Origin of the sequence: Pseudomonas segetis, assembly GCF_900188155.1 — a bacterium.
GTDB classification, from domain to species: domain Bacteria; phylum Pseudomonadota; class Gammaproteobacteria; order Pseudomonadales; family Pseudomonadaceae; genus Aquipseudomonas; species Aquipseudomonas segetis.
In genome coordinates this window covers 85,592-99,156 of record NZ_FZOG01000008.1, presented here as the reverse complement: position 1 = coordinate 99,156, position 13,565 = coordinate 85,592, and the positions used below count along the sequence as shown (strand labels likewise).

General features: G+C 55.4%; 8 protein-coding genes. 3 read left to right on the top strand and 5 right to left on the bottom strand.

Annotation, left to right across the window (positions count from 1 at the left end; genetic code table 11):
* Positions 1-2 precede the first annotated feature (2 nt).
* Positions 3-2,393: an efflux RND transporter permease subunit gene (locus tag CHB79_RS20215; RefSeq protein WP_245851597.1), complete on the top strand. Its 2,391-nt coding sequence runs from the start codon at positions 3-5 to the stop codon at positions 2,391-2,393.
* 397 nt (positions 2,394-2,790) lie between these two features.
* Here the strand turns inward: CHB79_RS20215 and CHB79_RS20210 are convergent, their stop codons facing one another.
* The 4 genes from CHB79_RS20210 to CHB79_RS20195 all read right to left on the bottom strand — a co-directional run bounded on the left by CHB79_RS20210 (position 2,791) and on the right by CHB79_RS20195 (position 8,211).
* A complete protein-coding gene (locus tag CHB79_RS20210; protein ID WP_089361216.1) occupies positions 2,791-4,086 on the bottom strand; it encodes a DUF1254 domain-containing protein in 1,296 nt (431 codons plus the stop codon).
* A gap of 121 nt (positions 4,087-4,207) precedes the next feature.
* Entirely contained in the window at positions 4,208-6,556 is a 2,349-nt protein-coding gene (locus CHB79_RS20205; RefSeq protein ID WP_089361215.1) for a sulfatase family protein, read from the bottom strand.
* Positions 6,557-6,662: 106 nt separating this feature from the next.
* On the bottom strand, positions 6,663-7,478 hold the full coding sequence (locus CHB79_RS20200) for a hypothetical protein (RefSeq protein ID WP_089361214.1): 816 nt from the start codon (positions 7,476-7,478) through the stop codon (positions 6,663-6,665).
* Positions 7,479-7,698: 220 nt separating this feature from the next.
* Complete coding sequence (locus CHB79_RS20195) at positions 7,699-8,211, bottom strand: 2,4'-dihydroxyacetophenone dioxygenase family protein (protein ID WP_089361213.1); 513 nt, start codon at positions 8,209-8,211, stop codon at positions 7,699-7,701.
* A gap of 637 nt (positions 8,212-8,848) precedes the next feature.
* Between CHB79_RS20195 and CHB79_RS20190 the strand changes: the two genes are divergently transcribed.
* Complete coding sequence (locus CHB79_RS20190) at positions 8,849-10,480, top strand: mechanosensitive ion channel family protein (protein WP_089361212.1); 1,632 nt, start codon at positions 8,849-8,851, stop codon at positions 10,478-10,480.
* A 99-nt stretch (positions 10,481-10,579) separates the two neighbouring features.
* Here the strand turns inward: CHB79_RS20190 and CHB79_RS20185 are convergent, their stop codons facing one another.
* A complete protein-coding gene (locus tag CHB79_RS20185; protein ID WP_089361211.1) occupies positions 10,580-12,262 on the bottom strand; it encodes a methyl-accepting chemotaxis protein in 1,683 nt (560 codons plus the stop codon).
* A 317-nt stretch (positions 12,263-12,579) separates the two neighbouring features.
* Here CHB79_RS20185 and CHB79_RS20180 point away from each other — a divergent pair, with 317 nt between their 5' ends.
* Complete coding sequence (locus tag CHB79_RS20180) at positions 12,580-13,512, top strand: AraC family transcriptional regulator (RefSeq protein ID WP_089361250.1); 933 nt, start codon at positions 12,580-12,582, stop codon at positions 13,510-13,512.
* Positions 13,513-13,565: the final 53 nt, after the last annotated feature.

Genomic DNA, 13,565 nt, shown 5'->3' with positions numbered 1-13,565 from the left:
ACGTGAAAAAGCATGAAGAGACTGTAAAGAGCGCCGACGAACTCAATCGCAAGGATTTTTCCCGCGGCATCGTTGGCAAGCTTTCCTATTGGATTTTCCACCAGCGCAAGCCGTTGCTGGCGCTATTCGTTTTGATCACGCTTGGTCTTGGCTACAGCGCCACCCAGCTGAAGATCGAGGCGGGCTTCTTCAAGATGATCCCGCTGCACCACGAATACATGAAGACCTTCCTGGAGTATCAAAAGGACTTCGGTGGCGCGAACAAAGTTCTGGTGGCGGTGAAGAACAACAAGGGCGAAGTCTTCACGCCCGAGGCAATGAGCATCCTGCGCAAAGTCTCGGATGAAGTGTTCTTCATCAACGGCGTTGAGCGCAGCTCAGTCACCTCGCTGTTCACCTCAAACGTGCGTTATACCGAGGTTGTCGAGGACGGTTTTACTGGCGGTAATCTGGTTGAGTCCGATTACGCGGGACGGCCAGAGCAAATCGCCCAGGTGCGTGAGCGCACACTCAAGTCCGACTGGGTTGGGCGGATTGTCTCCAATGATCTGTCTTCGGCAATGGTGGTGGCCAACCTGCAGGAGAACGACCCGGAAACGGGCAAGCGCCTCGATCTGCAAACCGTCGCCAAAAAGCTCGAGGCCATTCGCCAAGAAAACCAGACTGACGATGTCAGCATTCATATCATCGGTTTTGCCAAGTCGATTGGTGACATCGCCGAAGGCGCTTCTGGCGTCATGGTATTTTTCATCGTTGCATTCCTGATCACGGCGGTGCTGCTGTTCTGGTACTCCGGCTCAATGATGCTGACCAGTTGGGCGTTGATTTGCGCGGTGGTCCCGGTGGTTTGGCTGCTGGGCTTGCTGCCCTTGGTTGGGCTTACGCTTGACCCGATGTCGATCCTGGTGCCCTTCCTGATCTTCTCGATCGGGGTTTCCCATGCGGTGCAGATGACCAATGCCTGGAAGCTTGAAACGCTGCATGGTGCCGACGGTGTCACCGCATCGCGCAATTGCTTCCAGAAACTCTTTATCCCGGGCGCGGTTGCCTTGCTGGCGAACGCCTTGGGTTTTGTGGTGATTGCGGTCGTCGATATCGAAATGGTTCGCGAGCTGGCAATCACCGCCACCCTCGGTGTTTCGGTGATGATCATCACCAACAAAATGCTGCTGCCGATTTTGCTTTCGTTCATGCGCTTGTCGGCTGATGACGCCCAGCGCCTGCGCGGCAAGGAAACCATGGGCGCAGGTTTGTGGGAAAAGCTTGGGGTATTGGCGACGCGTCGTGGTGCAACCGTGGCGTTATTGATTGCTGCCGGCTTGCTGGTATTTGGCCTGAATGAAGCGCGCAAGCTGCATGTTGGTGATCTCGGTGCCGGGGTGCCTGAGTTGCGTCCTGATTCGCGTTACAACCAGGACGTCGCCATGATCACCAGTGAGTTCGCCATTGGTGTTGATCTATTGCAGATCATCGTCAAGGCGCAGGGTGATGAAACGCCCTGCGTCAAGCGTGAAGTGCTCGACCCGATCAGCGAGTTCGAGCTTTATTTGCGCCAGGACGACGGTGTGTCCTCGGTGCGCAGCCTGTCCGGTTTCGTCAACAACGTAACCCAGGCTTATGCCGAGACTGACTTGAAGTGGCGCGTGCTGCCTGAGTCGACGCCGCAAATCGCCCAGGGTGTTGGCTTTGCTACACGGGTCGGCACCGAGTATATGAACTCGGCCTGTAACGCGATTCCGGTGTCCATCTACACCAAGGATCACCAAGCCGACACCATCAGCAAATTGATGGACAAGGTCAAAGCCTTCAAGGCGGCATACGACAGCGACGACATTGAGTTCCAGCTGGCTTCGGGCAACGTCGGCGTAATGGCTGCGACCAACGAAGTGGTGCACGCCGGCGACAAGCTGGTGAACATTGCACTGTTCGCCTCGGTCAGCATTCTTTGCCTGATCATGTTCCGCTCACTGCGCATTACCCTGTGCGTCATTATTCCACTGGCATTGGTAACGGTGCTGTGCAACGCGCTGATGGCCTTCCTGGGGATTGGCGTCAAGGTCAATACCTTGCCGGTCGTTGCCTTGGGCGTTGGTGTGGGCGTGGACTACGGCATCTACTTGTTCGAGCGGATCAAACACGAAATGCATGAGCGCAACATGGACCTGCGCGAGGCCTTTGTTGAGTCGCTTAAACAGCGTGGTACCGCTTCGGTATTTACCGCCGTGACCATGACCTTGTCGATTGCCACCTGGGCCTTCTCAACCCTGAAGTTCCAGGCAGACATGGGCATCCTGCTGGCGTTTATGTTCCTGGTAAATATGTTCGGGGCGATCTTGCTTCTGCCTGCTCTGGCGGCTTGGTTAATCAAGCCGACTGCTCACAAAAAACACTAACCTGTTTATTGAGCAAAGCGGTAGCCCAACTGGCTACCGCTTTTTTTTTGCCTGTTGTCTGGTGGTGCAAGAATGTGGGCTGTCGAACAAGGCTACGGCGCTCTAGCCTGCCGTATTGATAAAATACCTGGCATACCGGCCCCTGAAACAGCCCATCTATGGCAACAATGAGATAGGTCCATATACCTGTGGCTAGGCTGTGCTGGCGCGCGTAACAACCTAGTGCAGGGGAGGGATATCGACCCCATCAATGGCGATTTATCGAGTGGTCAGGCAGATGGGGGCTGCGAGGTCAGTTTGGCAGGGGGCATATCAGCGCGTTTGCTATGGGCAATGAATTCCATTGGTGACATTGCCCGATAGCTCTGCAGGTTTGAGCTACCGGGCCGCGAGGCAGCTAAGGCTTGACCACTTGCAGAGGCGGAAATTTATAACTGCCTTTCTGCACGTCTTTGCTAGGGCCGTACATACGCAAGATGATGTAGGCGTCCTTCTCCGGGATCGGCAGGTAATTAGGGTTGTTAGCGTCCCCTTTGGCAGCAAGCTCGATGGTGTACATCCCGTCAGCGTCCGCTTTCAAGGTGCGGTCGCCACGGCTATGACGGTTCAGTTCGTTATGGGCCATGAGTCGGTTGTCGGACCCATATACGGTGTATGACCAAAACTGGCTAACGTCCGGAGCCTTGAAGTGCATTCGGTACGCCTTGCCATTGGAGCCGTTGATTGGCTTGCCGTCGCTCCCTGTTTCCGATTTGAGGTAAGTGCTTTCCTCTGGCGGCAGGCCCCACTGGCCCAGGTAAGTGCCTTCGGCGAACAGGTCACGTGCGCCATCGCCAAGTTGTTCACGGGTGCCCAGCAACTGGGTGGAGTCGGTCATTTTTGGCGCGAGTGTCTTGATGTGCTTCATGCCCAGTTCTTCGCCTTTTTGCGCAGCGGCGAGTTGATCCTGGGTGAAGTCTTCCTTGCACGGCTTGAGGCCAACAGAGGTGAACTGATCCAGCCAGATTTTATCAGCCTGGCCCATGTTGCCGTCGCAGAGCACGAAGTTGACTCGTTGTAGCCAGTCAGTCTTTGCCGGGTCGGGGTAGGTTCGCTGTTTTTCCTTCGGTCCTGGCAGGCCTAGGTAGACTGAAAGCGTACGCACGTTCCAGTCATCCATATAGTTGAGCGCTATCTTTTCATCCTTTGGCCCGGTGGCCATGATCCGCCCCATGAGCTTGATCAGATTAGAGTCAACCCGTACCACCTCGTCCACACTGGGAGGTACTTCACCTTTCCAATCGGTTGCGGCGAACATGAAATTGCCGCCTTCGGTGCCGCGGGTGCGCGAGCCGATCATTGATGTTGTGTAGTGACCCATGTCCATGGTGTGCAAGATCCAGTAGCGGCCCTTGTCCATGTTCGGCACGCTGACAATCACGGGTTCAGAGGCCACATCCAGCCAGCCCATGAGGTGCAGGGTGTCGTTGTTGATGGTCGGGTGATCGGTGTAGGTGTCATCGGCCAGGTGCCTGATGTTCTGGAAGCGATTCAGGGGGGTATCGGTCTTGACCGCCGTTTTATAGAAAAACTTGTAAGCCTCATCAATCGAGTAGGCATAGATGTAGGCGTCTTGCGCAACCTTGTCCGGAATCTGGGCGAAGGCTGGAGTCGCCAGTGAAAACAAGGTGGCGGCAAACATGGTCCATTTCATGTGAACTTCCTGTAGTGCTTCATTGATCTTGTACTTAACGCATCCTGAATGGTTCAGAAAAGACACAGCTGCACCCCGCACGGCTATGTGCTGGGCGCAGCGATAAGTAGATGAGGCGTCCTTATTTGAGATCGATTACTACTTTTTCGATTTCACCTTCGAAAGGGAATGGGGGCTTGTAGGTGTTCACTACGGGCTGGGCGCTGTCTTCACCGATGCCGAACGTATCGATTCCAAAGCGGCCTGCCACGGTTTTGTCGACACGACCTTCAGCGACTTTCTTGCCATCAACCGAGATGGTTGCCATGCCGCCTTTGCCAGCACCGCCCCCATCGTAGACAAAGTCGACCTTGAGTGTGGATTCGCCTGCTGGCAGTGGCTTGTCGCCCTTGATTATGTAGCGATTTTCTTCAAACCAGTTGTAATGGAATACCGGCACACCTTTATCGAGATAGATCGAAATACCTGCCGCGACACCACCGAAGGCCATGACCACACCACTTGTTTTCGAACCTTCGGTTTTAATGCCTGCAGTTAATGTCCAGGAGCGGTTTTTCATCTGTGGTGCTGCGGTTTCTGGCAAATGAGTTGCCCCAGCATAGTAGGTGTACCGCTTGGCTTTAGGGTCCGAGCCGGGCACACCAGGCTTAGGCACGGCCAGGCGGGCAGCGCCGCGGTCGTCCAATGGATAGACGTTGTATTTGGTTGCCAATTCGTCAAACTTCTTCTTCATTTCCTCTACTTTTTCAGGCATCTGCGCGGCTAAGTCGTTAGCTTCGCTGAAATCTTCGTTGAGGTTATAAAGCTCCCACTTGTCCTTGTCCCAATTGCCTGGAGCAAGGTCTTGGCGCCAAGGCAGAGTGTGCTGCGCATCAGCTTTCCAGCCCTTGGAGTAAACCGAACGGTTGGACAAGACTTCGAAGTATTGCTCGTCACGAGGCGATGGTGCCTTGGCGTCGGTAAATGCACTGAGGAACGATGCACCGGCCAGAGGCTTTTGCTCAACACCCTTTACTTTGGTCGGCATTGGCAGGTGTGCTGCTTCAAGAATGGTCGGCACTATATCGACCAAGTGCAGAAACTGGTCGCGTGGATGGGTATCTGGCTTGATCTTGGCTGGCCATGAAACCACCATTGGGTTGCGTGTGCCGCCGAGGTGCGAGGCCACCTGTTTAACCCACTGAAACGGGGTGTTCCCCGCCCACGCCCAGCCTACTGGATAATGTGGCTCGGTATTAGGGCCGCCAATTTCATCGTAACGCTTGAGGGTTTCCTCAATGGTGGTCGGCTGTCCATTGAGCGCCTTGATCTCGTTTACTGTGCCGTCCGGGCCGCCTTCTGCCGAGGCGCCGTTATCACCTGCGATGTAAATGACCATGGTGTTGTCGGCATCAGGCAGTTGCTTGATCGAATCCAGCAGACGGCCAATTTCATGGTCGGCGAAGGCAAAGAAGCCAGCGTAGTTTTCCATCAGGCGGGTATAGAGTTTTTTCTGATCAGCAGACAATGAGTCCCATGCCGGCACCCATTCAGGGCGTGGCGTAAGTTTTGTGCCTTTAGGGATGATGCCCATATCAAGCTGTTGCTGGTAAACCACCTCGCGGTATTTGTCCCAACCCATGTCGAACTTGCCCTTGAACTTGTCGCGCCACTCTTTGGATACCTGATGTGGGGCATGCATGGCACCGGGGGCAAAGTACATAAAGAACGGCTTATTGGGCGCAACGCTTTTGGAGTAGCGCACACGGGCAATGGCTCGATCCGTTATGTCAGTCATGAAGTGGTAGCCCTCTTCAGGTGACTTGTCCGGATTTACAGCTTTGGTGTTCTCGAAAATGGTCGGGTAGTACTGGTTGGTTTCACCGGCGTTGAAGCCGAAGAAGTATTCAAAACCCAAGCCTGTTGGCCAACGGTCAAAAGGGCCGGCAACCGAGCTTTCCCAGTCAGGGGTGTTGTGGTTTTTGCCAAGCCAAGAGGTGCTGTAGCCATTGTCCTTGAGAATCTCACCAATGGTCGCTGTATCACGCTGGATCATGGTGTTGTAGTTAGGCAGGCCTGTCGCCCACTCCATCAAGAAGCCATTGCCTGTATCGTGATGATTGCGCCCGGTAAGCAAGGCTGCGCGTGATGGGCCACAGATAGCCGTGGTATGGAAGCGGTTGAACTTCAAGCCTTCGGAAGCCAGCTTGTCCAGGTTCGGTGTCGGGATCAAGCCGCCAAAGGTGCTGGTCTGGCCAAAGCCGACGTCGTCGAGCAGCACCACCAGCACATTGGGGGCGCCCTCTGGGGCTGTTGGTACCTGTTGCCAGTCATCCTTGGTTTGGGTGTAGTCCTTGCCAATTTTACCTTTGAAGGGGGATAGCGAAATGGGCAGGACGCTACGATCTGGCCATTCGGCCACCTCCGCCGCCATCGATAGCACAGGGGCTGCCAACAATATAGCCACGGCAGGCAGATTCCAGATTCTCATCGCACAATTCCTTTTAATCAGGAGGCAGATTGGTCGTGGAATGCCTAATCTCGAATGCGTTGCCAGTGGATGCATGGCACCAGCTATGCGTCATGAATAGGCATTCTTACTTAGGGAACAACAAGACAAAGTTGAGGCGAAAAGCCAGACCCTCGGGACCCGACTCAGTGCTTTGCGCCCAATAACGCAGGCCAGCACCGTACTGGATCATTTGCCCAGCAATTTTGCTGACCTTGTTAATTTGAAAGTTGATAGGGATGGCGCCTTCATTACCTTTCCAGTCGTACGTCGCTTCCGTATTGACGGTATAGGTCACGCCATTGGGGGTTCCGTAAACCAGGAAGGGTTGCAATAGCGTGCTGCTCACATCGGCGCGGTCATCTTCGCCGGCAACACTGGAGATATGGTTGGTCAGCGCGCCGAAGGTCCAGGGGCCTGACTGCTTTAGGGCCACGGCGGTAGGCCCAATGCCCCATTTATCAGCCGTGAGCAAGTCATCGGAACCTGTGGGCAAGAGAAAAGCCGGGCCAACACCCCAGATCCAGCCGTTGGATGTTGGCGCCTTGGGTGAGAGAAACAGGCTCTGTACCACATCACCGGTACCGCTTTGGTTGCCTGTTCCGGGGGCGATATCGGTTTGGTCGATTATCGGCAAAATAGTCCGGGAAATAAGGTTCCAGTCTTCACTGATATCCATCGGGATGACCGGTTGGATATTCAGGGTATGGCGACTGCCTTTATCATCCGGGCCGATATTCTCATCATAGTTATACTGGAAGGGCACGCTGATCAACGCGGCGACAGGGTTGGCCAGTTGCTTGGCCAGTTCTGCACTGCTTTTTTCCGCCGCGTAAGCACTGCTGCCGAGTGTCATAACCGATGACATTGCCAAGACGCTTGCCGGTGAGATTTTATTGTTCATCTACTGCATTCCCTGTACGCCGTTGAATGAGTGCATGCACCTATGGACACACGGATTCAAGCATAGACCGGCTGGCTAGACTGACGGGTTTGACATGATGAAATTTGGCCCTGGCGTATAGCGCTGTCGGCGCAACGCTAAACCTTTGTTAAAGCCCTAAAACGCCTGGAAGGGTTGAGACCGCATTCAGCAGGCGTGTTGAGGTGGCGTTCTGCCCAACTCAGGACTTGGTGAAGCTCGGCACCGGGCTGCTGATGTAGCGGACATCTTCCGCGCCTGGCTGCTCCTTGATCGCTTGGTCAACCCAAGTCTTGATCAGGCCCGCGTCCATCATATTGATGTATTCGCCGGTTTCGGTGAAGTTGACGTTTGCGCCGAAAACAATCATGAAGGTATCAGTGTCTTCGGTGTTATCGGCAGGGACATTCAATTGATGGATTGATCCACCTGGTTCGAACAGATAGCTGCCAGCAGTTTGCTTCTGGTCCGGGTACTCGGTGTAGTACCAGCAACCAGACATTGTGTAGAAGTGAACCACGCCGGTGTGGTAGTGGAGCGGCAGGGTTACACCTGGTTTGAACTTGACGCGCAGGCACCACACGCCGTTGTGTGTATCAAGAAACATTGGCGCAACGCTGATGCCGGGGTGCAGCAGGCCATCAAGGAAGGGCTGGGCGTTGCTTGAGATCGTGAGCAATTCGTCTTGATGGGTAAAGGTTTCTGGCAGGGCCATATCAGGTTCCTCGTTATTGTTTTGGCTTATCAACAGCTTCGGCTGTGATGGTTTGGTTAGAGGACGCAGTCAGCAGCATTGAGCCAATCGCATCGAGATACCTCCAGCCATTGCTGTCTCTTCGTATGCAGAAGCCTGATTCTGGAACCTAATCAATTGCAATTATTGGCATGACCCGCCATATATTTGACAAATTACGCCAGCTCTGCCTGCGCTGATTTTCATTGCAGGCTTGATGGGTTCAGGTACTATCGCGCGCCGAAATCCGCGCGCAATGCCGGCCAATCAAGCCGGTTATCCAGTGCCATGTCCTGAATGCGCAAACTGGCTGATGGCACCGCATAGGGCCTTGAGTTGGTCTACGCTTGCAGCAAAAGCGCTAACCGTTGAGGTGAGTTCGCTGGGCGTACTGCCAAGGTGGCGCCAAGCTGTTGTACTCAAGCCTGTCCCAAATGCTTGAGCCCCTGGAACGTCGGCTATTCCTTGTCCGAGGAACGCCAGTTTAGTTTGGAAATTGTTGCCGCTGTCGCTGTTGAATGATGCTCCCGCTCGCTGTTGTGCAGAGGCTTGAAAAGCTCTTGCGCTGGCGCGATGGGGCCCACAAAACTTGAGTAGTCCGCATGATGGAGAGTCAGTAATGCGTGTTGTAGGCAACTTCTGGATGGCTGTTTGCTGCTGTGTTCTGTGGTCAAGTTGGTTTTCGCTAGCCTCGGCGGATGACGCCTCGCCGATGGTTGCCGAAGGTGTGCCCGCCGAGTTGACAATTGCCAACAGAAGCATCGTTGTACTGCGTGCAACGCTGCTTAGCGAGACCCCCGAGCAACGTGTCGGTCGTGCACGCGCGGTAATTAATGAGGCCTTGGACGGCAATGAAGCCCTGGCTGTCAGGATTGAGCCGGTGCTCAAGAGCTACGTCGTCCTGCTCGGGCAGCGGCGAGCCTTTATTATTTCCCCCGGCGACATTGATACCGCAGCTAGTTCCGCACGAGAAACCGCCGAGATAGCCGCCGAAAAACTGCGCATCGTGGTGGCCGAGACGCAGCAAACGCGCAATGTGCATTTCATGCTTATGGCTGCGGGCCTGAGCCTGGTCGCTACATTGATCTACTTTGTCCTGCTGCGTGGCGTGAGCTGGGTTCGGCGCATGCTTGCCAACCAGTTGCCACGCTTGATGCAGCGTCACACCAGCGCCCTCAAGGTGGGACACACGCCGCTGATCGATATCAAGAATATCTATTACCTGGTCGATCGCCTTTTGTGGCTCTTGTACTGGATGCTGGTGCTGTTGTTCAGTTATCAGTGGCTGAGTTTCGTGCTTTCGCGTTTCCCCTATACCCGGCCGTGGGGAGAGAGCCTCAACGTCTACCTGTACAACCTGGCCAAGTATGTCTTGCAAGGTGTGATTGATGCCTTGCCGGGGCTGGCCATCGCTGTTGCTATCTTCTTCATGGCACGCGGGATTATCGGTTTTACCCGTAGTTTGCTGATGCGCATGGCGCGCCCCGGGACCATCAGTTGGCTGAGCGGTGAAACCTTGCAGCCGACAATGCGGCTGACCTCCATTGCGATCTGGCTGTTTGCCCTGGCCATGGCTTATCCCTATTTGCCGGGTGCCGGAACCGACGCTTTCAAGGGGTTGTCGGTGTTGGTCGGTCTGATGATCTCCCTCGGCGCGTCGAGCGTGGTCGGGCAAGCTGCGGCAGGGCTGATCCTCACCTATTCGCGGACTTTGCGTCCGGGCGAGTTCGTCAGTGTAGGCGGGCACGAAGGTACGGTCACCGAGCTTGGGATGTTCACCACCACGATTCGCACCGGTTTGGGTGAAGTGTTGACGATTCCCAATGCGATGATCACCAGCGGCGTGACCAAGAACTATTCACGCACTGTCGATGGCAGTGGGTATGTGGTCGATACTGTCGTCACCATCGGTTATGACACTCCGTGGCGACAGGTCGAAGCCATGTTGCTTGAGGCCGCCAAGCGCACCGATGGTATCGTCATGGAGCCAGCACCGCAGGTGTTCCAGACCGCGCTTTCAGATTTCTACCCTGAATACCGCCTCGTTGCGAAAGCCATCCCCAGTGAGCCGCGGCCGCGGGCTCAGCTACTCAGCGTGTTGCATGCCCATATTCAGGATGTATTCAATGAGTACGGCGTGGCGATCATGTCTCCACATTACCTGGCAGACCCGCAGGACGCCAAGCTGGTGCCTCGTGAGAATTGGTATGCGGCTCCCGCTCGGGAGCCAGGCGCTGCCTCGGATAAATAAAACGCTGCTGTGCGCTGAAGCCGGCAAAAGGCCCGCGCAATAAAAATGGCGACAGACGTCGCCATTTTTGTGCTGCTTTGCCGCCGTGCGGCTAAGGCGTCAGATACGGAACTGGCGCGCCAGCGAGCCCAGGCGATCACCCAACCCGGCCAGGTGGCGCGCAGTTTGAGCGCCTTGCTGGGTTTCATCCGCCACGTTGTCCACCGCCACCGCAATCTTGTGCACGCTGCGGTTGATCTCTTCGGCCACCGCGGTCTGCTCCTCGGCTGCACTGGCGATCTGCGCGTTCATTGCATTGATGGTGCCGATCAGCTGTGCAATGGCGTCCAGCGAGGTGCCTGCATGGTTGGCTTGCTCGCGGGTTACATCGCCAGCGTCACTGGAGCGCTGCATCGAGGTGACCGCATCCTGGGTGCCTTTCTGCAAGCGGTCGATCATGCCTTGAATTTCCTGGGTGCTCTGCTGTGTGCGGCTGGCCAGTGCGCGCACCTCATCGGCAACCACGGCAAAGCCACGTCCGGCTTCACCGGCGCGTGCCGCCTCGATCGCGGCATTGAGCGCGAGCAGGTTGGTCTGCTCGGCGATTGAGCGAATCACATCAAGCACGCTGACAATCGAGGTCACGTCCTTTTGCAAGGTATCCAGGGACAAGCCGCTGTCGCGAATGTCCTGCACCAGGGTGTGGATGCGCTCGATGCTGCCGTCGACCACTTTTTTCGCAGCCTGGCCTTCGGTGTCGGTCTTTTGTGCTGCCTCTGCCGCACCCTGGGCGCTTTGTGCGACCTCTTGCGCGGCTGCCGACATTTCGTTGATCGCGGTTGCAACCTGGTCGGTCTCGTGGCGCTGGCGCTCCATGGCGTCTTCGGAGCGTTGTGCCTGCGTCGACACCTGGCCCACAAGCTCGGTCAACTGGCTTGTTACATCGACCATCTGGCTGACCATGCCGTGAATCTTCTCGATAAAGCGGTTGAACGAGCCAGCCAGTTGGCCAAGCTCATCGTCGCCATTGATGGGCAGGCGGCGGGTCAGGTCTCCTTCACCGGCTGCAATGTCATCGAGGTTGTTCTTGATCTGCTGCAGTGGACGCAGGAAGGTGTTGCTCAGCACCACGCCGGCAATACCGAATACCACCAGCAATACAATCGCGACCACCACAATGCTGCTGATAATGGTGCTGATGCGCTGATCAATCGCAACCTGCACCTTGGCGATCTGCGCCTCGACACCGTCAAGGTTGATCGCCGTACCCAGGGCCATGTCCCACTTTGGCAGGTAATAGCTGTAAGCCATTTTCGGCACCATTACCGAGTCGTCAGTCGGCAGTGGCGAGCTGTAGTTGACGTAGTTGGTGTTGTCCTTGGCGACTCTGACCAATTCGCGATTGATATACACGCCATTGGAATCACGTCGGTCGTTTAAATTCTTGCCTACATCCACGGGGCTGTCGCCGCGAAACAGGCGAACTACATTGGAGTCATGAGCGAAGAAATAACCGTCCTTGCCGTACTTGATCTTCGACAGAATGGCGATGGCTTGCTCACGGCTGGCCATATCGCCAGGGGCGGCATTGTCATACAGGCTCTGCACCGAGCCCAATGCGATCTGTGCGTAATGTTGTAGTTCATTACGGCTTTCTTGTAGCAGGCGCTCGCGAGTCTCTTTGAGTTCTTGGGTCGCGAGGTTCTGCAATACCCATGCTGCCGCGCCACTAATGACCAAGGCAAAGAGCAATACAGGTATGAGTGCCAGCAGCACCACTTTGGTTTTCAGTTTAAGCAGCATTCGGTTAATCCTCGTACAGCGCCAAAGGGCAGATTACTAGCGCGTCGAATACCTTATCGGTCGACTAGCCGAAAGATTGAGTGTGAATTGCTGCGCAGGGATGAGTCGTCATCAACCGGCAAGTTCCCCCCTGACCCTTGCTGTTGGGTTTATTTCAAAATATGTCATCTGTTTGTAACTTGGCCGACATAAATTTGCAGGCCGATAGCCGTGGGCTCGATGCCACGGCTGTGCTTCTTGTCGGACGCGATAATCATGCAGGAATTACTATGACGGCCGGTGCGACCCGCAGAAAAGTGATAATCAGGTCGGATGACATGAAGGCGGATGATTTCATGCATCTGACTTCAATTATGGTGGGCGCTGTCTATGCCAACTTACCGCGCTTGGACCCGCACATTAACATCGCTGGCGTGTACGGTCGTTATGAAGGGGTCAGTTTCCGCCACATGCTTTACAGCGGAGACTTTACGATCGAGCTGCCACCGATCAGCGATGAAATAACCTTCGTACTGCCGGTTGCGGGCAAGATCATGTTCAACCAGGCCAGTGACCTGGTCGGTGTGCCCAGTGTCGGCCTTGCCATGGACAAAGCAGACCTGCGTTCCACACGCTTTATCGACAGTCACGAACAATATGGTTTTTCCATACGCCGGGGATTATTTGCCGAGCGACTTTCAACGCTCCTGGGCAAACCCATTGTCAACAGCGTCAGGTTCCAGCCCATGGTGGACCTGGGCCAGCCTGCATTCGCGGGTCTCAGGTCATTGCTGGAGTTTGCGACCGGCGCCGAGGCTGATGTGTTGATCAACTCCAGTGCCCTGATGCCCATGCGTATTCAAGAGATGCTGGTGGATGCGGTGCTGGAGAGCTGGCCACACAATTACACTGACGCGCTGCAGCACAAGGGCCCGCTTATTGCGCCGCGTCATGTGAAGTTGGCTGTTGAGTTCATTCAGGAGCACCCAGACGCGTCGATCAACAGCGCCCAACTGGCTGAGCTGTGCAATGTCAGCCTGCGTGCCTTGCAAGATGGTTTCCGTCGTTTCATGGGTACTTCAATTGCGGCCTACCAGAGGCAAGTACGTCTGGAACGTGCCCATGGTGCCATTGTGCAGGACCCTTCGCGTTCCATTGCCGAGATAGCCCTGGGTTTGGGGTTTACCAATATGGGGCGCTTTAGCCAGTATTTTCAGAATGCCTTTGGGCAAAGCCCGCTGGATGTGAAAAACGCTATACGCAGGCGTTAGCTTCGCCGCATGCCTTGCCTGTATTCGAGGCAGGGCATGGGGCGATCTAGCCG

Bases quoted from the DNA above. Each gene is read 5' to 3' on its own strand.
- CHB79_RS20210 (WP_089361216.1), bottom strand. From the start codon at position 4,086: ATGAAATGGACCATGTTTGCCGCCACCTTGTTTTCACTGGCGACTCCA.
- CHB79_RS20205 (WP_089361215.1), bottom strand. From the start codon at position 6,556: ATGAGAATCTGGAATCTGCCTGCCGTGGCTATATTGTTGGCAGCCCCT.
- CHB79_RS20200 (WP_089361214.1), bottom strand. From the start codon at position 7,478: ATGAACAATAAAATCTCACCGGCAAGCGTCTTGGCAATGTCATCGGTT.
- CHB79_RS20195 (WP_089361213.1), bottom strand. From the start codon at position 8,211: ATGGCCCTGCCAGAAACCTTTACCCATCAAGACGAATTGCTCACGATC.
- CHB79_RS20190 (WP_089361212.1), top strand. From the start codon at position 8,849: ATGCGTGTTGTAGGCAACTTCTGGATGGCTGTTTGCTGCTGTGTTCTG.
- CHB79_RS20185 (WP_089361211.1), bottom strand. From the start codon at position 12,262: ATGCTGCTTAAACTGAAAACCAAAGTGGTGCTGCTGGCACTCATACCT.
- CHB79_RS20180 (WP_089361250.1), top strand. From the start codon at position 12,580: ATGAAGGCGGATGATTTCATGCATCTGACTTCAATTATGGTGGGCGCT.